The 23,428-nt window shown below is 38.8% G+C and carries 17 protein-coding genes; 5 read left to right on the top strand and 12 right to left on the bottom strand.

The features are described 5' to 3' along the window. Positions 1 to 152 precede the first annotated feature (152 nt). The 4 genes from AC0IWT_RS03535 to AC0IWT_RS03520 form a co-directional block, all read right to left on the bottom strand. Positions 153 to 335: a hypothetical protein gene (locus AC0IWT_RS03535; RefSeq protein ID WP_056872258.1), complete on the bottom strand. Its 183-nt coding sequence runs from the start codon at positions 333 to 335 to the stop codon at positions 153 to 155. Positions 336 to 722: 387 nt separating this feature from the next. Beyond that, positions 723 to 1,802: a PAS domain-containing sensor histidine kinase gene (locus AC0IWT_RS03530; RefSeq protein WP_471796010.1), complete on the bottom strand. Its 1,080-nt coding sequence runs from the start codon at positions 1,800 to 1,802 to the stop codon at positions 723 to 725. A gap of 30 nt (positions 1,803 to 1,832) precedes the next feature. After that, positions 1,833 to 2,297 carry a VOC family protein gene (locus AC0IWT_RS03525; protein WP_471796009.1) on the bottom strand — a complete coding sequence of 155 codons (465 nt, stop codon included), beginning with the start codon at positions 2,295 to 2,297 and terminating at the stop codon, positions 1,833 to 1,835. A 270-nt stretch (positions 2,298 to 2,567) separates the two neighbouring features. Next, entirely contained in the window at positions 2,568 to 3,446 is an 879-nt protein-coding gene (locus AC0IWT_RS03520) for a polyphosphate kinase 2 family protein (RefSeq protein ID WP_471796008.1), read from the bottom strand. Between the two features lie 142 nt (positions 3,447 to 3,588). On the opposite strand from AC0IWT_RS03520, the gene AC0IWT_RS03515 reads away from it, so the two are divergent. Both AC0IWT_RS03515 and AC0IWT_RS03510 read left to right on the top strand, forming a co-directional pair. Then, complete coding sequence (locus AC0IWT_RS03515) at positions 3,589 to 6,033, top strand: transglycosylase domain-containing protein (RefSeq protein ID WP_471797202.1); 2,445 nt, start codon at positions 3,589 to 3,591, stop codon at positions 6,031 to 6,033. A 123-nt stretch (positions 6,034 to 6,156) separates the two neighbouring features. Then, positions 6,157 to 9,306 carry a peptidase MA family metallohydrolase gene (locus AC0IWT_RS03510; protein ID WP_471796007.1) on the top strand — a complete coding sequence of 1,050 codons (3,150 nt, stop codon included), beginning with the start codon at positions 6,157 to 6,159 and terminating at the stop codon, positions 9,304 to 9,306. A gap of 56 nt (positions 9,307 to 9,362) precedes the next feature. On the opposite strand, the gene AC0IWT_RS03505 is transcribed toward AC0IWT_RS03510, so the two are convergent. Beyond that, complete coding sequence (locus AC0IWT_RS03505) at positions 9,363 to 9,713, bottom strand: GIY-YIG nuclease family protein (RefSeq protein WP_056872253.1); 351 nt, start codon at positions 9,711 to 9,713, stop codon at positions 9,363 to 9,365. Positions 9,714 to 9,845: 132 nt separating this feature from the next. On the opposite strand from AC0IWT_RS03505, the gene AC0IWT_RS03500 reads away from it, so the two are divergent. Further along, the gene (locus tag AC0IWT_RS03500; protein ID WP_471796006.1) at positions 9,846 to 10,622 is read left to right on the top strand and encodes an XRE family transcriptional regulator; all 777 of its coding nucleotides are present in this window, start codon (positions 9,846 to 9,848) and stop codon (positions 10,620 to 10,622) included. Between the two features lie 68 nt (positions 10,623 to 10,690). Beyond that, a complete protein-coding gene (locus AC0IWT_RS03495; RefSeq protein ID WP_471796005.1) occupies positions 10,691 to 11,137 on the top strand; it encodes a hypothetical protein in 447 nt (148 codons plus the stop codon). A gap of 73 nt (positions 11,138 to 11,210) precedes the next feature. Here AC0IWT_RS03495 and AC0IWT_RS03490 read toward each other — a convergent pair whose 3' ends face one another. From AC0IWT_RS03490 to AC0IWT_RS03460, 7 genes are all read right to left on the bottom strand, one after another. Then, positions 11,211 to 11,903 (bottom strand): GDSL-type esterase/lipase family protein, encoded by a 693-nt coding sequence (locus AC0IWT_RS03490; RefSeq protein ID WP_471796004.1) that lies wholly within the window; start codon positions 11,901 to 11,903, stop codon positions 11,211 to 11,213. A 23-nt stretch (positions 11,904 to 11,926) separates the two neighbouring features. Then, entirely contained in the window at positions 11,927 to 12,826 is a 900-nt protein-coding gene (locus AC0IWT_RS03485) for a glycerophosphodiester phosphodiesterase family protein (protein ID WP_471796003.1), read from the bottom strand. An 11-nt stretch (positions 12,827 to 12,837) separates the two neighbouring features. Then, entirely contained in the window at positions 12,838 to 14,247 is a 1,410-nt protein-coding gene (locus AC0IWT_RS03480) for a calcineurin-like phosphoesterase C-terminal domain-containing protein (RefSeq protein ID WP_471796002.1), read from the bottom strand. 89 nt (positions 14,248 to 14,336) lie between these two features. After that, positions 14,337 to 15,845, bottom strand: a complete 1,509-nt coding sequence (locus tag AC0IWT_RS03475) for a DUF5689 domain-containing protein (RefSeq protein WP_471796001.1) — start codon at positions 15,843 to 15,845, stop codon at positions 14,337 to 14,339. 17 nt (positions 15,846 to 15,862) lie between these two features. Then, positions 15,863 to 17,431 (bottom strand): SusD/RagB family nutrient-binding outer membrane lipoprotein, encoded by a 1,569-nt coding sequence (locus AC0IWT_RS03470; RefSeq protein WP_471796000.1) that lies wholly within the window; start codon positions 17,429 to 17,431, stop codon positions 15,863 to 15,865. A gap of 10 nt (positions 17,432 to 17,441) precedes the next feature. Then, the gene (locus AC0IWT_RS03465) at positions 17,442 to 20,750 is read right to left on the bottom strand and encodes a SusC/RagA family TonB-linked outer membrane protein (RefSeq protein ID WP_471795999.1); all 3,309 of its coding nucleotides are present in this window, start codon (positions 20,748 to 20,750) and stop codon (positions 17,442 to 17,444) included. 467 nt (positions 20,751 to 21,217) lie between these two features. Next, on the bottom strand, positions 21,218 to 22,435 hold the full coding sequence (locus AC0IWT_RS03460) for a sterol desaturase family protein (RefSeq protein ID WP_471795998.1): 1,218 nt from the start codon (positions 22,433 to 22,435) through the stop codon (positions 21,218 to 21,220). Between the two features lie 155 nt (positions 22,436 to 22,590). Here AC0IWT_RS03460 and AC0IWT_RS03455 point away from each other — a divergent pair, with 155 nt between their 5' ends. Then, positions 22,591 to 23,349, top strand: coding sequence for an ROK family protein (locus AC0IWT_RS03455; protein WP_471795997.1), 759 nt, complete (start codon positions 22,591 to 22,593; stop codon positions 23,347 to 23,349). Positions 23,350 to 23,428: the final 79 nt, after the last annotated feature.

Raw genomic sequence — 23,428 nt, 5'->3', positions numbered from 1 at the left:
TCAATGCATAACTTGTTATTGTAAAAGAAAACAACCGAAAATAAGTCCTGTGAGCGGGGTATCCGCGAAGGGCAGGCACACCATAACAACAAAACATTGAACCAAACAAAAAGCCCCGCAAATGCGGGGCTTTTTGTAAAAAAAAGGTATGATTACTTCGCGATAAATACTGTTCCATCATGGCGTAATTTATAAAAGTATTGTTTCTGCCCTTTGTTACATACCACTTGTATTTTAACAACTTCGTCCGATTTTCCGTTACGCAGTACAATCCTGTCACCTTCACGAATACTTTCCAAATCGCGAACAGGTGTATGTTGATTAAGTTGTATCATGGTAATTGAGTTAATACAAATCTCAAAACCGGCCAACGAATAATTTAAAGAAAAAATTGCAGGTTACGTAGCAACCTGCAATCCTCTAAATTAATCATTGCTTCCAATCCTGATAAGCTTTGTAATGATTTAACTCCAAAGTAGAAATTTTGTTAAATTATTTCCGGGTTTGAATAAAGTGAATAAAATAGGGCTTTTGAATTTAATATAAATTCTATGTGAATGAATAGCAACAATGTCGATTTAACAGATGCTGCTGTAGCAAATGTTACTTTGAAAGCAAGAAAACGGATTCTTAGACCATTATTGATACGCTCTTTTTAATCTTTGATATTCTGGCAGAAAACTCAATCACTGAATAACAAAAAGAACATTGCGATTTATACTCTACTTTGGAATTTCGATGTAAAAACTGCTTCCAACATTCTCTTCGCTTTTAAACCAAATTTTTCCGTTGTGCATCTCAACGATAGTTTTAATTATCGCCATGCCTAATCCCCACGACTCTTCTCCATGTAAACCATTTCTCATCGCAATGCTAAAACGTTCGAACAAATAAGGCTGTAAATGTTGCGGAATCCCAATTCCATTATCGGTTACACACACCAGAACAAAGTCTCCCCTGTCTTCAATCTCAACTTTAATGGAACCATTTATTTCGGTAAACTTAATGGAATTAGATATCAGGTTATTGATTACCTGCATAAATTTCATGCTGTCGGCACGTGCATACAGTTTGGTCTGCCTGCTTACAAATTGGAAGTTTCTGAAGAGATTTACCTCAGCCTGCTGATAAAAGCCAATAACGGCTTTAATTTCGTGCACCAAATCAACCCGTTCCTTTCTAATTTCAACTTCCGACGAGGTTAAGAATTCATGATTTATCAAATTTCTGATTAAAAGAATATTCCGTTCGCACATATCTTTGATGAACGTAAGCGATTTCAAAACCCTTTCCTGGCCTTCAAAAAGCTTATTATGCAATAAATCAGAAACGGCGAGACTAATCATTGCAAGCGGTTCTTTCAAATCGTGAGAAACAATTTCCAATGCTGTATTTTTGCGGGCATTAATTTTTTCGATATGAAAATTATTGCGCTTAGAAACGGTAACATCCTCTGCCAAGCCTGAAATTTGCGTTAATTTGCCATGTAAAAAAACGGAATACGGACTCACCCTTATAAACTTTTCCTGTTCTCCAATAAGAACCCTGAACTCATATTTCCGAGACACATTTTTTTCCAAACATTCTTCAAAACAATCTATAACATGTTTTTTATCTTCAGGATGCACCAATTCCAGCAATAACATTGGATTGTTCTTTACATCATCTGCAGCGGTTTCGAAAATGGTTTCAAAGGCTTTATTAAGGTATGAGAAGCAATTTGTTTCTACCTCGAAAATAAAAAACACATCTCTTGATGCATCGCCCAAATGGCAAAAAAGTTCTGAATTTAACTCAGGCATTGATTATTTTTTTTTATGATTAGTTAGTGATTACTTATCGTTATTTACTTCAAGCCAATGTCCGTCGGGGTCTTTAAAATAGATTTGTTTAACACCGTCTACTCTTGTCGTAAACTCGCCCTTTGCACCAGCCCAGCTTTCGAAGGCTATATTTCTCGACTGCAATTTTTTTATGAAATCGTCGATAGATAAAACACTAAAACATAAATGTTCATTTTTATCGTGATTTTCTGAGCTTTTAGCGCCTTGTATTAAATGTAACTGACCAGCACCACCAAGACTAAACCAGGTATGCCGCCCATCGTGAAAAGGTTCGGGTATTTGAGGTAAGTCGAAAACATTTCCATAAAAATCTGTTGCCGTTTTCAAATCTTTAACGTAAACAGCAATATGGTTTAAAACGGCGGCAGGCTGCTTTTTCTCTGTCTGTGCCATAACTTTATGCAATGGATTTAAAATAATAAATGCAAAAAAAATTGGTGCAAGAAATTTCATAGGGTAAAATTTGTCCAAACAAAGTGGTTAGAATTCCTCAATATACGCTGTAATAATTTCGAAAGCGAATTTCTGTAATTATAAGATAATTTAAAAATATTATTAGTCACTTTATCAGTGATAAAAAACAAAAAAATATCCAGAAAAAGGGTCTTCCCCAGTTAAAATAATTCGCTGAAACGTCGCTTAAAAACTTAAAGCGTTGCCATTAAATCGTACGATTGCAATTCACGACTCGTTGGTTTCAATTTATTAAAACTCGAAGCACAGCTATTCTGCCAGCAAAGTCATTTTAGTTTCGGCTAATTTGTTTTGCTCTTCTTCCGCTAAAACGGGGAATTTAAGGTCTAAACTTTTCAATTTGTCTTCGATGATTTCACTTATCGCCAAACGGGCAAACCATTTTTTATCAGCAGGAATTACGTACCACGGTGCGTCTGAAGTGGATGTTTCGTTAATCGCGTCTTCGTAAGCTTTCATGTACTGGTCCCACAGAGCTCGTTCTTTAATATCTCCTGATGAAAACTTCCAGTTTTTTGTAGGGTCTTCTATCCTATCTAAAAAGCGCTGTTTTTGTTCATCTTTACTAACATTTAAAAAAAATTTTAGTATTACCGTTCCGTTGGCAATTAAATGTTCTTCAAAATTTCGTATACTTTGATAGCGTTGCTTCCAAAAATCTTTATTTACTTTTTTAACATCTTGATAACCCGGAATATGCTCACTCAAAATGTATTCAGGATGCACCTTGCACACCAAAACATTCTCGTAGTGCGATCGGTTGTGTATTCCGATACGGCCCCGCTCGGGCAAGGCTTTGTAATGTCGCCACAAAAAATCGTGCTCATATTCTTCTGTTGTTGGCACTTTGAAGCTAAACACCTGACAACCCTGAGGATTTAACCCACTCATTACATGCTCAATAGCGCTGTCTTTCCCTGCGGCATCCATTGCCTGAAATATTATAAGCAGCGAACGGGTACCTGCAGCGTAAAGTTTTTCCTGAAGCTCATTTACTTCAATCTTGGATTTTACCAAAGCATCTTTAGCTTTTTCTTTATTATAACCTCCCGTATAATCGGTTTCGGCACTTTTTATAGAGAATTTTTTCTCTCCGGTTACGGTTAGGTTTTTAAATTCGTTCTTCATATATGTATGGTAAAAATCAAAAAATGTCAATCATTTATTTAAATATAGACTAAAAAATAAGTAAATTAAATACGTTAATTTGCATTTAGAGTTTTTTATATTTAACGCCAAAGCTTTTACCAAATACATCATCTTAACCAATATGTTTAAAGAGATAAAAAACAAGTACTTACGTTATTCGGCAATTTGTGTTTTTTTTATAATAATATTTTTCTCTGCACTTCAACTAAATTTTTTATGGCTATTTGGTTACTCGCCAAGTTATCATGACATCAAAATCCCGACGCTGCGTGTGGGTTCAGAACTTTACACAGCAGACGGCAAACTTATCGGAAGGTATTTTAAAGAAAACAGAACGCCTGTAAATTACAATGAAATTGCGCCAAGTGTGTTAAATGCTCTGGTTGCTACAGAAGATGTGCGTTTTTATAAACATTGGGGTATCGACGTTCAGGCAGTTGGGCGAGCTGTAATCGGTTTTGGTAAAGATGGTGGTGCAAGTACCATTACACAACAATTAGCGAAGAATTTATACCGTACGCGTTACAACAAGTCGCAAGGCTTTTTATCAAAGATTCCTTTGGTTAGAACCATTGTATTTAAACTGAAGGAATGGATGACCGCTGTAAAACTGGAATCCAACTACTCGAAAAATGACATCATTACGATGTACCTGAATACGGTATCATTCGGCAATAATACCTACGGAATAAAAACTGCGAGTCGTATTTATTTTGATAAGGAAGCTAAAGAATTATCGACTAATGAATCTGCCTTACTTGTTGGAATGTTGAAAGGAACATCTTTTTACAACCCGACAAAAAATCCTGAACGGGCTTTAGTAAGGCGTAATACGGTGTTAAGCCAAATGAACAAGTACAAATATTTAAGTAAGGATAGCCTGGCAGAATTTTCAAAATTACCGATTAAATTGAAAGAGGGTAAAATGGAAGATGGCAGCGATGGCGACTCTTATTTACGTGCTGCCGTTGCAAAATACCTCGAAAAATGGTGCAAGGATAACGGCTATGATTTGTACGAAGACGGATTGAAAATTTATACAACCATCGATTCAAAACTCCAGAAATATGCAGAAGAAGCAGTTCACGAACAAATGAAAACACTGCAACGCAGGTTTTATAGCGTTTGGGGTAACGAAGACCCGTGGTATGATTCTGAAAAACAAAAGGTTGATTATCCCGATAGGGCAATGAAGAACTTGCCTGTGTATGCTTTGCTTCAAAAGAAATTTCCAAACAATCCAGATTCTGTTACCGCCTATTTTAATAAAAAGAAAAAGATGCAAATCTTTACTTATAAGGGCGATAGAGATACATTATTTTCAACGCTCGATTCAATTCGGTATTATGGAAAAATAATGAATACTGGTATGATGACCATGGAGCCAGCCAGCGGAAAAATAAAGGTTTGGGTTGGCGGAATCGACCATAAATTCTTCAAATATGACCACGTTAACCAGGCTAAGCGACAAGCCGGCTCTACGTTTAAACCCTTTGCATATTTAACTGCGCTGGAGCAAGGCATGAATCCCTGCGATAAATTTACCGACAAGCCTGTTAAAATTGCTTATCAGGATAAAGGTGAAACAAAATACTGGGAACCTAAAAATGCCGATTACAGCGTTACCTACCGGGAGATGAGTTTACGGTGGGCTATGGCAAAATCGGTGAATACCATTACCGCACAAGTTACCGAGAAAGTTGGCTGGGATAATGTGGTAAAATGGGCGCATGAGTGCGGCATCGATAGCCACCTGGAATCTGTACCGTCGGTGAGCCTCGGCTCCAACGATGTTTCTGTTTACGAAATGGTAAAAGCCTACAGCACATTTTTGAATAAAGGCGTTAAAACCGACCCGATTTTAGTCGAAAAAATAACCGATCAGGATAACAATGTAATTGATGACTTTAAACCGAAAACAAAAAGGGTTTTAACGGAAGAGATTGCGTGGTTAATGTTGTATATGTTCCGCGGGGGCATGGAAGAACCTGGAGGAACGTCTCAAGCGCTCTGGGAGTGGGATTTATGGAAAAAGAACAATCAAATAGGTGGTAAAACCGGCACCTCTTCCGATTATGTAGATGCCTGGTATATGGGCATTACGAAGGATTTGGTAACCGGCGTTTGGGTGGGTTGCGATGAGCGCACTGCTCATTTTAAGAATGGCGAGCAAGGAGAAGGTTCGCGAACCGCTTTGCCTATTTTTGCCAAGTTTATGGAAAAGGTTTACCACGACCCTACTTCAGGATATACTTACGGCCCCTTTCCTAAAGCAACTGTAGATATTACGCGGACAATTAACTGTCCAAGTCCACGCATTGTAGAAGATACAACCTCTACAGATAGTGTTGTAGTTGATTCGACCGATTTTGCGGTACCTGAAAACCAGGAACCGGCTGCGCCAACGCCAACTACAGAAACAGAAATTAAAAAAGAAGAGAAAAAGCCAGACCCTGCTCCCATTCAACCTGCGGCTGTTGTACCCTTAACAAAAAAAGAAGAGCGTGAATTAAAAAGGAAACAACGACAGGAAGAACGTGAAAAAAAGAAAAACGGAAATAATTAAGTTTTATCCCATTCTAAAAAGTTTTGAAATCAAAATAGTGATTCTAAGAATCGCTATTTTTATTTTCGGGTAAAATTCGAAAACTTAGTCCTTAAATATACTGCACACATTAAACCAAAACGTATGAAAATAAGCGCTACTATTTTAAAGCAATTTATACTGGCGTTGCTCCTGACCACTTTGTCTTTATCGGTTCAGGCACAATATTTTGGTCAGAACAAGGTGAGGTACAAAAACCTTGATTTTAAGGTTTTACAGACCCCACACTTTGAAATTTATTATTACCTGAAGAATGAAAGTCTGCTAAAAAAGTTTTCTCAGGATGCCGAGACCTGGTACAAAATGCATCAGGAGGTGTTTAGAGATACTTTTTTGAAAAAGAATCCTGTAATTCTCTATAACAACCACCCAGATTTTCAACAAACTACAGCGCTTAATGGCGAAATTGGTGTAGGAACAGGTGGCGTTACGGAAGCCTTAAAAAACCGGGTAATTATGCCGGTAATGGAACTAAACAGTCAAACAAGGCATGTTTTGGGCCATGAACTTGTTCATGCTTTCCAATATCATTTATTACTCGAAAAAGATTCAATAAGTCTGGAAAATGTTGGGCAAACTCCTTTGTGGATGGTTGAAGGAATGGCTGAGTATCTATCTATCGGAAAGCGTGATGCATTTACATCGATGTGGATGCGCGACGCAATGTTAAACCGTGATATTCCTTCGCTAAAGGATTTAACAAATTCGAATAAATACTTTCCATATCGCTACGGACAAGCATTTTGGACTTACATTGGTTCACAATACGGTGATACCACAATTGTTCCATTGTTTAAAAATACGGCGAAGTACGGATATGAAAATGCAATTCGATACACTTTCGGCTATGATGATAAAACACTATCTGGCTTGTGGAAAAATGCAATTGATGCGCACTACAAACCGATGTTAAAGGCAGATAGTTCGCAGATAAAAATCACCGGGACTAAAATTATTGATAATAAAAACGCTGGAAATATGAACGTTGCTCCTGCGATTAGTCCCGATGGAAAATACCTCGCTTTCATGTCTGAAAAAGACTTGTTTGGGATAGACCTATTCCTGGCCGACGCAAAAACCGGCAGGATAATAAGGAAATTAACAAGCCAGATTTCGAATGGCCACATAGACGATTTCAATTTTATTGAATCTGCCGGTGCGTGGTCGCCGGATAGTAAACAGTTCGCATTCAGCATTTTTAGTCACGGCAAAAATGAAATGATGATTATCAACGTTGATAATGGCTCGACGGTTTCTCAGACTGCAATGGGCGCTGTAGCACAGTTTGGCAACCTAACTTGGTCGCCAAATGGAAAAGATATTGCTTTTTCGGGCATGGTTGAAGGACAAAGCGATATTTTTTCTTACAATTTAGATAGCAAACAGGTTACGCAGATTACCAATGATTTATATTCAGACTACGCCCCGAGTTATTCGCCCGATGGCAGAAAACTTGTTTTTTCTTCGGATAGAGCAGCGATTCAGAATAATAATATTGCCGCTGTTAACCCAATAAATCTTGCCGTTTTCGATATTGAATCCAAAACGGTAAGCAACCTGAATGTTTTTGCCGGGGCAAATAATTTAAATGCACAATTTTCTCCGGACAGCAAATTTGTTTACTTCTTATCGAACAGGGATGGCTTCAGGAACCTCTACAAATATAGCTTCGCCGATAACGCTGTAGACCAGCTAACTGATTACTTTACAGGTATAAGTGGCATTACAGAATTTTCTCCGGCAATCTCCATTTCGAAAACTAATGACATTGTTTATAGCTACTACCGCTACCAACGGTATACCTTATATAATGCCAACCTCGATAAATTTAAGCCTAAAAGGATAAACAACCAGGAAGAAAACTTTGACGCCGCAATACTTCCTCCAATGGAAAATATCGGCGTAAACATCATCAATTCAAATCTGAATAACTTCGATAGGTTTGAAAAAATTGTAGCCGATTCGATGAAAACGGTTCCATACAAACCTAAATTCAAGTTAGATTATCTTGCAAACAGCGGTGTCGGCGTGTCAACCAGCAGATTTGGAACAGGTGTTCAGGGTGGAATAATTGGTATGTTTAGCGATATACTTGGGACAAACCAAATCATTGCAAACTTATCTGTAAATGGCGAAATTTATGATTTTGGAGGACTTGTTGGCTATATAAATCAGAAAAGCAGAATAAACTGGGGTGCTGCCGTGTCTCACATTCCATACGTTTCAGGTTTTAGTTCTTACGGATTTGAGCAATTGCCAACCGGCAGCACCACTACCGATGCAATTAATTACCGAACCGATATTATCCGAACTTTCGAAGACCAGGTTCAGTTGTTTGGTTCGTACCCTTTTAGCAAAATTCACAGGTTCGAATTAGGAGGTGCTTTTTCACATTACAGTTATCGAATTGATAGATATAGCAATTACTACAGCACAGATGGCTATTATTTACGTTCAGATAGAGGCAAAGTTTCGAATGAAGAGGCATCTAAAGATTACGGAGTACCTTTTAATTCTTTCACACTTTACCAGTTAAACGCAGGATTTATTGGAGACAACTCTATTTTTGGCCTCACTGCCCCACTCGATGGTTTCAGATACCGCGTAAGTGGCGAACTCTATTTCGGCACTTATCGTTTTTCAGGCATCACAGCAGACTTACGCAAATACTGGAGAATCAAACCAGTTACCCTTGCCGTTCGCTCTTATAACACTTTAAGAATTGGTGGTGATGCCGACAGGCTTTACCCAATGTATGTTGGTTATCCTTATCTAATTCGTGGTTACGAGGCCAATTCAATTTATAAAAACAACACCTCAACCATTGGCAACAACTACGACATAAATCAGCTAAGCGGAAGTAAACTCGCTGTGTTTAATTTCGAAGTTCGCTTACCTTTCACCGGGCCGAAAAAACTTACCGCAATACCTTCTAAGTTCTTATTTACCGATCTGAACTTATTTTTTGATGCCGGCGTTGCCTGGACAAATGATACCAAAGTTGTATTTAAAAAAGAGCCCGCTTACACTACCACCCCAATTTTTGACGAAAACGGGCAAATCGTTGGTGCAAATCAGAGCTCAAATGAGCGGGTTCCGGTTATGAGCGTTGGTATCTCACTACGAGTAAACGTGTTCGGTTACTTTGTACTTGAACCTTATTATGCCATTCCATTTCAAAGGAAAGATGTTAAAACCGGTGTATTTGGCTTAACCTTTGCACCCGGTTGGTAACCTTGAGTAGATAAAAAAAGGCTTTGATATTTACAAAGCCTTTTTTTTGTTTTATACTATGACATACTGCTGAATGACAATTTTACCTGATTGGTAACGTTTCTGTGCAGCAGGATATTTTCAAAATCTAAGCCAAGCGTAAGGTCTATCCAATCCGGGTTACAAGCTCTTACCAACCGCTCCTTTTGCATACGGGTAAATCTGCTAACCAATTTAAAGCGGCTTAAAGCTTGCGCTTCCGTTTTAAACTCTTCAAAATATACTAAACGGGTTAGTTGCTTTCCATTATCAAAAAACAGGTTTGGCATCTGTTTGTAGAAATCCAGTGTCTTGATCAAATCAGAACTCATGCCTACGTGCATACTTGTACGATTTCTGTCGGTAACGATGTAAACAAACTTTTTCATAATAACGTGTTTAAAATTAAAACTAAACTATTTAGTATACCTTCTTGCAAATCAAAATAATATTACTAACTTTATGAGCATAAAATTACTAACTATTTTAGTATTTCCAAATTTATTTTAAAATTTATTTTTATGTCGAATATTTCAAACAACTTAAAGTACCTAAGGAAGAAAAAAGGCCATACACAGCAAGGATTCGCTGATATTATGGAGATAAAGCGATCGCTTATTGGTGCGTATGAAGAAGACAGGGCTGAACCAAAATATGATTTACTAAAAAAAATAGCTGAATATTTTGATTTAACGATAGATGAATTCATCAACGAAAAGATATCAGACAGCTGGAAACCCAGACCAAAAAGTTCGGGTTCTAACTTGCGGGTACTCAGTATTTCGGTTGATGCGAACGATAATGAAAATATCGAACTTGTGCCTGTAAAAGCAAGTGCAGGTTATTTAAATGGTTTTTCTGATCCTCAATATATAAGCGACCTTCCAAAGTTTCAGCTGCCGATTGCTGCTTTACGCCAGGGAACTTTTCGTGCTTTTGAAATAATGGGCGATAGTATGTTACCGGTACAACCAGGGAGCGTTATTATTGGTGAGTATTTGGATAACTGGAATGAAGTTAAAACTGGCGAAACTTACATAATTATTAGTAAAAACGAAGGTGTTGTTTATAAAAGAGCCGGTAATCGTTTTAGGGAAAATAAAGATCTGAAATTAATTTCTGACAATAAAGTATACGATGCTTACACAATAGCGGCAGATGATATTTTAGAAATCTGGCGGGCTAAAGCATACATATCAACTTCTTTACCCGAGCCAGCACCGGATCCAACCATCGAAACATTAACGCAGATGATGTCTCAAATGCAAAAATCTATTTCTCAGTTAAACAAGAATTAACATCTTTTAACAGGTTGAGATTAAACCGTTGTGCGTTTTTTATATCTATTAGTTTAAAACACATAGAGATGAAAAAACTAATTTTAACAATGGCAATTGCGGTAATGGGATTTACGGCAACTTTTGCACAAGATTCTGCCAAACGGGCAAAAAGACCAATGGCTAAATTAACTGTCGAGCAACGTGCCGAAAAAAGCACAAGCATGATGGAAAAAAGATTAAGTCTGACCACCGATCAAAAGCAGAAAGTATATGCGATTGAATTGGACAGGGCAAAGAAAATGGAGGCTTTCAGAACTGAAGATAAGGCAGCAATAAAAGGAAAAATGAAAGAACGCAGAGCCGATTTAGAAAAAAGCAAAGCCGATTTAGATCAGATTTTAACCAACGACCAAAAATCAAAATTGGATGCCTTCAGGGCAGAGGCTAAAGAAAAAGCCGGGAAAATGAGAAGAGGAATGGGACGAGGAAGAGATAAAGCACCAGTTGTTTCAAGTCCGCCGGCTCAAGGCTAAAAATAAATTTTAAACAGAAAAAGCGCCCGAATATCGAGCGCTTTTTCTGTTTTGTACTAAGCTGAAATGGAAACTATTTCAGATAATCGTTTGCGTTGAGGTAGTCGGCCCAAACTTTATACCCTTCCGGAAGCAGGTGCAAACCATCTTTGGTAAGCTCCGGTTTTAGTTTTTTATCATCAGTTACAAAAACCGGGTATAAATCAACAACGGTAACTTTTTTCGAAGCAAATTTTCTTATCTCGTCATTCAGCCAAAGAATGTGGTTATCCTTTCCATAATGATTCTTGAACTTTTCGAATGATGCATTAACAGGCAAAAGTGTATTAAAATAAATGTGCGTGCGTTTCGACTGGCTTTCAACTCTACTTATCATTGTTTTATAGTTTCGCAAAATAACACTATCCGGTATATTTCTCGAAATGTCGTTTATCCCGATCAGGATGAATAGCTTAGCTGGTTTTCTGTCGATAACCTCCTGAAGTCTTTCTAAAATACCGAAAGTAATATCGCCAGAAATGCCCCTGTTTTTAGCCTGCGGTAAATTTAAGAGCGTTGCCCAATCCGTGCCTGCGGTAATGCTGTTTCCTAAAAAAATAAATTCCTTTTTCGTTTTCGGTTCTGCCTTAAACTTCTGTACTAATTCTGCGTATTTGCCCGGCCGATATGTACTGTCCCATTTAACAATTTGAGCCTTTAAACCGCCTAACCCAACGCTAAGAAAAAAGCAGGTAGCGAAAAATAATTTGTTTGGAAGCAGTTTCATAAATCATTTTTATTTAAAGATAATTATTTAGATTGAACCAGTAAATCCGGATAGTCAGAAATAATTCCATCAACGCCTAAAGCCCGCAGTGCATTCATGTCTTCAACTTTGTTTACTGTCCATGGGATTACTTTTACGCCGTCGGCATGTGCCTTTTTAATCATTTCGTCGGTTACCATTTGCCAAACCGGGCTTAAAATAAAAGGTTTATAGCCTAAGTCGGTAATGTTTTCTTCGTAAGTTTTTTTGTTTGCAACCAAAAACGAAGTTTTAACATTTGGATATTTCTCGTGAAGGATTTGAATGGTTCGCTTATCGAAAGACTGAATTACAACATACGGCGTTATCTTTTTCTTCTCGATTACATCCATTAGTTTTTTCACGAAAACGGCAGGTTCAGGATTTGCAATGCCATCTCCGGCAACATCACATTTGGTTTCAATATTATAAAACACCTGTTTTCTTTTACTCGCTTTGATGTCTTTTTGTACGGCATCAATTAATTCTTCGAGCAAAGGAATGTAGGTTTTAATTTTTTGCTGACGAGGGAAACCAGCCAAAGGTTTTGTACCCAAATCAAACGCTTTTAAATCTTTATAATCCATCTGGAAAATTGGATATTTCTTAGCATCTGTTGCCGGAATATCTTCTCCGCTTGCAGTAAGCATAAAACCAGGACTAAGATAATCATCATGCGTTACCACAACTTTCCCGTCCTTTGTAATGTGTGTATCCATTTCGAGCGTAGTAATGCCATCAATTTTCATCACATTCTGCATGGCGATGATGGTATTTTCTGGCCACAAGCCCCGGCCACCACGGTGTGCCTCTGCACTAAAAGCCGGAAATTGTGCAATCTGGGCACTTGCGTTAACCGAAATACCAGTTATAAGGATTACCGATAGAAATTTCAAAAGTTTCATATTTAAGTTTTTTAAGCAGTAAAATCAGCCTGATATTTTACACCAAATCTATCTGTCGCCACAACCTTAACCTGTTTAACGGAGGGTTCGAAATGGGCTACAAATAAATGATCAGTTTTACTCGGCTCGGGAAAAGTTCTTCCTGCCGGCAAAGTAGCACCTTTATATAAACTTACCGATAAGGGATCGTAACCTTTCTGCTGCTCGAGAGCGCCCATCGCCTTTCCATCCAAAAAGTATTCAACTTTCCATTTTGGGTCCCAATTCCATACGTTTGCGATAAGCCGCTTTTGGTTGGTAAGTTCATCAACATAAATATGAACCTGTTCCTTTTGTGTAGAACCGGTTGGCTGATAGTACCATTTTAAATCCGTTCCGTCAACCTCGTAAACGCCATAACCACGAGGTGTTCCGTCTTCGCAAATCGGGCCGGTCCACCATGCGCCACAAACCGCACCATGGTTGTGTTCAAAAATGCCGTTGGTTATAACGTTACGGTTGTAATGCGTGTGCCCCGACATTATGTGAACGTTATTAAAGCCAGCTAAAACTGCGTAAAAATCGGCATTGTTTTTAACCGCATTATGCACAGGAATATGAAGATTTATGATGATCAGCGCATCTTTCGATACAAATTTGAGGTCTTTAGCCAGCCAGTCCAGCTGTGCCTGCGTAATAAAGCCATCATAAGTTCGCTCTACGCCCAGGTATCTAACATCATCAAGAACTACATAATGTGCCTTGCCCCTGTTAAAGGAATAATAAGTTGGCCCGTAATGTTCCTGAAAAGTCTTATCGGAGGTTTCATCGCCACCCATCCGGTAGTCCATATCATGATTACCCAGCGCCTGAAAAAACGGAATGCCCATCGCAGCTACCGCTTTATTGTAATCAGCGAATAGCTCATGGTTATCCCACACAATGTCGCCAACGGTAATCCCATGAACAGGGATTTTTGGGTCCATTGCTTTGATGGTTTTGATGGTATCCGGAACAGAGGTTTCCATCATTTGCTGAACGTCTTTCTTATTTTTTACCTGAGGATCGGCCCAGATTATAAAATTGTGGCGGTTATCATCCTGCTTTAGTTTGATAAGCTCGAAGTTTAAGCTGGTTGTGCCCAGAGCGCTTTCGTAGTGTTTAGCAATATGGCTTTCGCTTTTAAATTCGTATCCGGACGGTGTACTTATCCAGATAAATTTCGCCAAAGGATTTACCTCTATAGTGTAATTGCCCGACTTATCAGTTTGTACTACGTTAAATCCATCGGACACGACCACGTTTGCTATACCCTTGCCTTTGCTAATTACTTTACCCGAGATTTTACGCTCTAATAAACTTGTAAACGAAAATGATTTAAGGCTAACAAACAATGTGGTGCCTAATATTGCCGATTTTTGAATAAAGGATCTTCTATTCATTTTTTAGGATAAGATGATTTTTATCGGGCTTGCCAAAACATTTCTTTTGTTTCGACAAGCCCAATAGAATATTATAACTGTTATGCTGGCTAGTTAACGATGGTGGTAAAGCCGGCCTGGGTTTCAATTGTTGTTAAAGGTGAAGTTGGAGTAAGCTGGATGAACTGTGCGGCCCTTCCCGTACTCCACAAACCTGTTTTGGCATCGTAAACACCTCCAAGCATTGTGAAATAACCTGCGGTAGATGGAAATGCAAATTTACTTGTATTTGTCCCGGCTCCATAAAATGCCACTGCTTTTCTGTTTTGAATGGTACTGTACTTATCTGTATTTGTGATTCGATAACCAGCCTCTGGCGGCCCTGCGGCATAAACCGCCCCGTTACCTCCATACATAATTACATCCAGCGGGATACTGTTTCCGGTTACCACAAGCCCTTCGAAAACCGCGATGCCGGCAACATTGCCACTGTTCGCCAACAAATTGGATGTGGCAGTTCCAAAATCAACACTGTTCACAGTAGAATATTGTGTGCTACTAATCCAAACACCAGATGCGATGTTGGTTGTGCCGGCTCCCCAAATATTTTTATTACCTCCTACATAACAAAACTGTCCTTTTTTAACTGAGCCTGTGTTCAGGTTTATTTTATAGGTTCTGATATCACCCAATGCCCATCCAGTAGCCGGAGCAGCTAAAATGCCTGCATTATTGCACACCACAACTGAATATGGTGTTGCGCTGAAATCGATATCTCTGGTTGCTTTAAATTGTATGTACTCGTAATTAGCGTCAGAACCACTTGGATCTGTTAAATAACCCGTAATTACCAGGGCTGACGGCTTAATTACCGCAAGCGGGAAAATATCATCGAAAGTACGTGGCCAAACTTGCGGACCTGTAGCAGTATTAAAAACAATACCCGTAAAATCTGCAAACGGTGTTATGGTTTCATTGGCGAATGCAGAAGTAGCTTCTGTATGAACAACTGCCGTTCCGTAACCATCATTGATGGTCTTATCACCCACCACTTTCGTAGTCGAAGTTGGTACCGGGTCTACATTTCCTTTGCTTATCGTAATTAATGTACTCTCGTAAAACCCAGGTCTGCTTGCCAGCGCTGCAGTATTTACAGCTCTTGTAATAATGGCTCTCCCCGATGCTTTTTTCTCGATGTTCGAGGCCAGCACGCCTGCCAACTGCAACATTCCGCTAACCCTTTTAAGTGTAGCACCTGTTATGCGCACATGCACAGAGTCGCCGGGAATGTATTTTGCTGCGTCGGCACCAATATTGATTGCGATACCGCGTAACGAATCAATGCCACTGCCGGCAATGCGGCTATTTTGTAAAACCAGCAAGCCACTTGGCGCATTGCTTCCCGTTTGATTTGAGATTACCACACCTTTTATAAAATCGGCGCCGCCAAGATTTTCATTGTTTAACGTAATATCTGAATTTTTAAAAAGCTTCCGCAAATCAAAATTAGAAATATAAGGACTAACGGAAACGCCAATGTAATCGGTTTCACGCTTGCAGCCCATCCAAGTGGCACAAAATAAAATTAGCGCACTGATATAAAATATTGTCTTTTTCATATTAATTTTTGATATGATTAAGGTTTTTGCCACCAAACAAGTGTATTAATGTCATCAGCACCCTGCGATGCCACGGCATTTCTATAACTTGTTGGATTGGTTGATTGTGTAACTAAAGGATAATTTAACCGGGCAGGCATTCTACCACCATTTGCAAGTCCTGTGCCTTTTTGAAGAAACGGATGGCCGGTTCTGCGGTACTCAATCCATTGCTGAAAATCGACTAAAAACATTGCGTAATATTTTTGCAAATGAATCAGTTGCATTTTACTTGATGAGTTAGCTGACGTATTTTCCAAAGGCAAACTGTTATTCCAGTTTATATCTGCAGCAATAACGTAGTTGCTAAAGGCTGGGTCAGAAACCGTAGTAAAGCGGGTGGGCAACCAATAATTAATTGCATCGGCAATGCCTTTTAAATAATAACTTTCACCGGTTCCGGTAATCCATCCTTTAGCTGCCGCCTCGGCCAGAATAAAATCGACTTCAGCGCAATTCATGATGATGCCGGTATACGGATCGGTTTGTAAGGTAACACCTGCATTTTGTGCGTCAGAATAGAAGTAAGATTGTTTTAGTATAGATGTACCTGCGTCATAACCACTCGGTACGCCAATTAAACCAGCCGGCCCCGGCGAAATGCCAAATCTGCTTACACCATTTACCCCGAAAGTTGTATTTACACGTGGATCTGCCCAATTGGCGAGGTTACCAATAAAAAAGCTGGTTATCGCTGGTGTTCTAAAATCCACCGCCCGTACATTTATCATAAAAGGCGACGAATAGACAGATGTACTGCTATTGGTTCCATTCCATAATATTTTCGCGGTGTGGGTATTGTTTTCCATTATTGGATAAGCTGATTTATTGGTTTCAGCTATTTCTTTAATTTTCGCAATCGCCTGAGCGCTAACCTCGGCTTTGCCGGAAATACGAAGTAACAGCCTTAAGTAAAGAGCGTTTCCGAATCTGCGCCACTTACTTATATCGCCCTGGTAAACCGGATCACTACTTGCGGCAATTCCCTTCCCTTCAGACAATAATTTATTCGCCTCCTCCAGTTTGCTAAACAGGTCTAAGTAAATATCTTTTTGTTTATCGAAAACCGGCTCAAAAACTCCATCCTTTCCTTGATTTGCCTGCGTGTAAGGTACATCGCCATAAACATCTGTTAACAACTGAAATACCCATGCTTGTGTTATTAGGGAAATCCCTTTGTAAGATGCATTTAAGGATTCCGGCCTGTTGGCGATGGTGTAAATATCACGAAGGTTTGTCAATTCAAGATACCAGGAATTCCAGGTATAATCTGCCCAGGTGCGCCTAACATCGTACCTAAAAACTTTTCCCTCTGAATCGCTAATGTCTACTGTAACCTGCATCAACTCATTGTTAAAGTTTCGGTTACGCACCATATTGGCCGATAAAACATTTACCAGCGCCGGTGCCAAAAGCTGACTGGCAGTTACTGATGATTTGCCAATCGGGTCGGTATTTACTTCGTTAAAATCTTTTTTGCAGGAAAGCGCAGTTACGCTGACTGCTGCAAGTAATATATATTTAGTTATTCTATTTATCGTTTTCATACTATTTTCTTTATAAGCCCACAACTAAACGTACACCATAAGTTCTGGTTGCCGGTAGCTGTCCGGTTTCAAAACCTTGAACAATATCGGTTCCCGACAAGGTACCAAACTCAGGATCGAAGGCTGGCCAAGGCGACCAGATAAACAGGTTTCTTCCATAAGCGCCGATGGTTAGCTTAGTGAAACCGATTTTCTTCAGAAAAACCTGTCCAAAAGCAAATGTGATATTCGCTTCCCTGAACTTCAAATAATCTGTGCGAAAAACACTTCCTTCTGCCTGGTCTGAACCGTAAAGTGAAGTGTAAAAGCTCTCCAGGTTTGTTGCAACAACATCATTTGGCCGGAAAGTTCCGTTCGCATTCTGCACCACTCCGTTGCCAATAACGCCATTATATCTACCTGGTAACGTTAAATTCAGTTTACCCAAAGCAGCCATTCTTGAAAATGTAAGGGAGTGTGCGACAGCACCAAGTTGAGCATCGAATAAACCGTTTACGCTGAAACGTCCATAAGTTAGTGTTGTACCAAAACTGAACCTGAATTTTGGCATCGTATTGCCAAGAAAAACTAAGCCAGTTGATGTTTTTGCATTACCGGTATTTGCGTCATAAATAATCTGTCCGTCTGGCGAACGCAAATAGCCATTTCCATATAAATCGCCCATGCTGCCGCCAACGTTTGCAACAATCTGACCACCGCCCAGGGCGCCAGTTCTTAATACAACCGAACTATCTGCAAGTTCTACAATCTTATTGCGGTTTGCTGTAAAGGTTCCGGTCAGTTCCCACTTAAATTTACCGGCTTGTATCGGCGTACCATTTACCGCTATTTCGATACCCTTGTTCTCTACTTTTCCAACATTGAAAACTGCCACATTGTAACCAGTTGCTCTATCCACAATGCGACTTAAAATCTGGTTTTTCGTATTTCCCAGATAGGCTGCGAAATCAAAGTTTAAGCGATTTTTAAAAAGGCGTAATTCAGTACCTACTTCTATAGTTGTGGTTTTGAGTGGCTTAAGGTTCGGATTTGGCAAAATAGATGGATTAGTCATCGCACTATCCGGATAAATACCGTTTGAAGCAAGATTATAATTGTAAGCAGTACGATATGGTGTTGTACCACCGCTACCAACCTGAGAAATAGAAGCACGAAGTTTAAAGAAACTAATCTGGCTTGGAAGCTTCCAAAAGTCTGAAAGGATGAATGATGCACTCGCGGATGGATAGAAAAAGCCAACATTGTCTGTTCTGAATGGCGTGGCTAGTGTACTGCTCCAATCCTGACGGCCTGTCAAATCAAGATAAAGGTAATTTTTATAGCTAAAAGAAATTGCCGCATAAAAACTATTAATTCTATAACGGGCGGTATCAGGAACTGAAACTAATGGGTTTGCATTGTTCGTTAAGCTGTAAAGGCCCGGAACAACTAAGCCATCAGCACGAAGCTCTGATTTACTGTATTGATTACGCATCTGACTTCCGCCCAGATTGGCAGTCATACGTAAATCCTCCGTGATTTTCTTATCATACTTAAGGAGAAAATCTGCATTGATCTCATAAGAATCAATGTCTTGCAAACGATAAGAACCTTGTGCAAATTTATTTCCTGCAGCGTCCCAGGGGCGTTGTGTTTCGCGGATGTCATGATTGTAATCAATCGATCCACGAACTAATAAGCTTAACTCGTTGGTAAATTTATAATTCGCCTGCAGGCTACTCAAAATACCATTTCTACGTTGTTTGTTGATGTATTGTTCAGAGATTGCATACGGGCTTTCAGGATTAGTTGTTGTAATGTTTACAAACTGAACATTTTCCTTTCCGGGCGCAAAGTAGTCGCGGTACCAATCTGTATTCACATTTGGCTGTGCAAACATAAACCAATACATTAAAGATTGGTTTCCATATCCGGTGGCCGGCAGGTTGTCGCTATGTCTGTTGTTGTAAGCAGCTTTGAAATTAATATTTAGTTTTTTGGTCACATCTGCATTTGCAGAGAATGAGGCCGATGTGCGTTCTAAGCCGGTATTTGGAACTATCCATTCATTATCTCCATGACTTGCAGAAAAACGCATGCCCACTTTTTTGTAAGTACCATCTAAACTTACTGAGTTTGACGATTCAAAACCGGTTTGGAAAAAGGCATCAACCGGATTATCATAAGCAACCCATGGCGTTCTGGTTAAGCCACGGGTTTTTGTAATTGGATCATATTGGTAATACATCCCCCCATTAGCGAACGGTGCGCCCCAGCTTGCGCTTGTACCATTTGTACTCGGTCCATCTTCTGTTGCTCCATAAGAAAAATAAGAGACCCCAAACTGACCCTGGCCGTACTGATTTTGAATGTCCGGACTTTTACTCACCTGCTCCCAGGTACTGTTTGAGGTAAATGTAATGTTAAGCTTTTTGCTGTTTTTACCACCAGATTTTGTAGTGATAATAATTGCGCCATTTGCGCCACGCTGCCCATAGAGTGCAGAAGCACCAGGACCCTTCAAAACGGTAACGCTTTCAATATCATCCGGATTTAAATCGTTTAAAGCCGAGCCAAAATCCGGTGGCATAATGTCGCCCGAAGTTCCGTAAACGCCGCCCGATGACGCCGCCGTACGACGGGCAGAGCTGCTGGCCACAACACCATCGATAACAATCAAGGCTTCATTATCGCCTGTAAGGTTATTTTCGCCACGTAAAATTATTTTGTTAGAGGCAGCCGGACCACTATTTCTAACCAAATTTAAACCTGCCACTTTACCCGAAAGTGCATCTGTCCAGTTACTGGCAACGGCATTTGTGAATGCCGTACTGTCTACTTTGGTTGTTGAATAACCTAACGATTTTTCTTCGCGTTTTATACCTAAAGCCGTTACAACAACATCATTTAACTGACTTGATGACGATTTTAAACGGATGGTAATGTTAGTCTCGTTTTTTTCAAACACCCGCCTTACCGCTGTAAAACCCAACATATTAAAAACAACTGTTGTGCCCTTTGGTACCGATACCGAATAAGCACCATCGTTGTTTGTTGAGCCTAATGTTTTCTTATTGCCATCGGTAATGGTAACACCGATTAATGGCTGGTTATCATCCTCATCGAGCACAGTTCCTTTCACTGTAATATTTTGCTGCGACTGCTGTGCAAAAACGCTGTTTGTGCAAAAGAATGTAATGAAGAGCAAAAAGCTCAGCAACTTAAGCCAGCGTCGATAATTTGTTAATACCTGATGTTTTTTGAGATTGTCGGGCTTGCTTCCAGTTACTGGCCACACGCATTGAAATCTGCATTTCTGTTGGGTAGAAATTTCATTCATAATTGTTAATATCCGGTTAGTATTATAGGAATAGTTAATTAAATTATTTTAAATCCGGACGTCGGCAAAATAACCTCACCAACATTAAATTAATATTAAGCAGTTGTTAAAATTATAAAAGCTATAGCCAAAATATTGCGTTTTATTAGCTTTATATTATTTAATGTTTCGTTAATTAAAATTAATAAAACAAATCGAAACTAAAAACAAATAATTGAAATGGGAAATAACAAATTAAAAAGAGCTGTATTGCTGATGCCAGTCGTGTGATAATAAACATCATAAAAACCAATAGACCGCAATTATAAACTATTATAGCACTATTTTTTAAGAATATCAATTCAAGATCCTAACTTTTATTCGGGTAAAAATATTGTTACTGCAATGATTTCCATAACGAACAATACGAAAGAACTCGATTGTAACAATTACGTATCGCTATATTTCGAAAGAAGTAGAAATCGCTCTTAGTTGGTGTCCGGATATTTTAACACATATTTATTATAGAGCGAACGCAGCGCAATTGTGCGTTCGAGTACGATTAGTGCGGCAACTGGAAATATTAAGAAACCGAAGATACCAAAAGTGTAGAATGCGTACGCAAAAACGAAAATCAGCCTGAAACATTCCAGGTAATAAATCCACTTACGTTGCTCTAAAAGTGCACCGATATTTATAAGAGTGAGGATGGTAAATATTAATGCAGCAAATGCATCTAAAGATTTCATCTGCCCGAAAAATAAGGTGGTAAAAGTTAAAAGCGCCACCACTAATACCATTTGAAAATTTACATAGCCCTTAAATCGAATTTTTGCAGCATTTTTCCGCTGAAAATATTTTGATTCGAGCTTTGGTCTTATTTCCTGATCCATAAGCGCCGGGCTTCCAAAAAGTGTAATCCATTTAGCTTTGAAACCACTTGCTTGTTTATAGGCTTCCAAAATTTCAAGGTAGTAGTGAAAATGTTGCCACAAAAAGCTATAACTTTTTATTGGATGGGTCAATCCATATTTTGGCAATTCTTCTTCAGTTTGAAATGTTCCAAAAATCTTGTCCCAAAAAACGAAGACATCGCCATAGTTTTTATCCAGGTACTTTTCGTCGGATGCATGATGAACACCGTGCAGTGATGGCGTTATAAAAACGTATTCTAGCCACCTAATTTTGCCAATTAGCTGGGTGTGCGTAAAAAATGAATAAGCACCATGAGCAAGTAAAACCACAATGATCATATCTGGATGAAAACCCAAGAGCGGCAAAATGCACCAAAACACGTTTCTGAAAATAGCTTGTATTGTGGTAATTCTGGCTGCAGCAGATAAGTTAAATTCTTCACTCTGGTGATGGACAATATGTGCAGCCCAAAGCAAATTAATTTCATGCCCCAAGCGATGGTACCAGTACCAAACTAAATCTGTTGCAAGCAATAAAAATATCCAGACATACCACTTATCCGAAATATCGAATAAAGAATAGTTAACATAAATCCAGTAGTAAAGCTGATAGAAACTTGCAGCAATAAATAAATTAAGCAACCGCTCTGCAATACCAACACTGAAATTAGCTATTGTACTCTGATATTTAAACACTGGGACACCCTTTCTTCGCCAGGCAAGTTTATATTCAATAAAAACAAATAAGAAAAATGCTGGAATTGCAAATGCAAGGTAATTTATGTCTGCCATAGCTTTTTTAGTGATAACGACACAAACTTAAAAATATTCTATTAATCTTATAGACTTAGTAGTTTATTTTATTACACATAAATTACTTCCATTATGGATTTATGTTTGTTGTTTTAATTTATTTGTAGAACTTCGATATCACAAAACGCATAATTATGGCAACAAAAAAACAAGCTGAAAATACCAATGTTTTATCTATAGATATCGGCGGAACCAGTATAAAAACTGTGTTATTAGATGAAAATGGCAACATGTTATCCGAATACCTGAAATTAAAAACACCTGATGGCGCCACGCCGAAAGATATTATTTCAGGGATTATCGAATTAATTAAGCCTTTCCCCAATACGTTTGATAGAGTTTCAGTTGGTTTTCCGGGCTATGTAAAAAACGGCATTGTTAAAACAGCGCCAAATCTTGCCAAAAATAAATGGGAAGATGTAGATTTAGGTCAGCGAATTGCCAATGCGCTAAAAAAATCAGTAAGACTTGTTAATGATGCAGACCAGCAAGGACTCGGCGTTGTTGAAGGAAAAGGCTTTGAGATTGTTTTTACAGTAGGAACCGGTTTCGGGACTGCCTTATTGTTTGATGGAAACTTACTTCCTCACCTGGAGCTTGCACATTTTCCAATTAATAAAGAGGAAGATTATGACGATTATATTGGTAACAAGGCTTACGAAAAAATCGGCACCGAACGATGGAACAAGCGTTTGAAAAAAGTTATCGATATTTATAAAACAGTTTTTAATTACGATACCTTATATATAGGTGGGGGAAATTCTAAACAAATAGATTTTAAACTGGAAGATAACATCAAAGTGGTTTCGAACAGGGATGGTATTAAAGGTGGCGCGAAGCTTTGGAAGTTATCAGATGGAAATAACATTACAACTTTGACCCCCGATAAGTGAGTTTGTGTAGAATGTTTTAAAACCACTAATGAGAATATTAATTTGTAAACCCTAATTTTGGGCAGATATTAAAATATAA

This window comes from Pedobacter sp. AC464 (genome assembly GCF_979253075.1).
The sequence above is the reverse complement of the archived record's forward strand: the minus strand, read 5'-3'. Positions and strand labels throughout refer to the sequence as shown.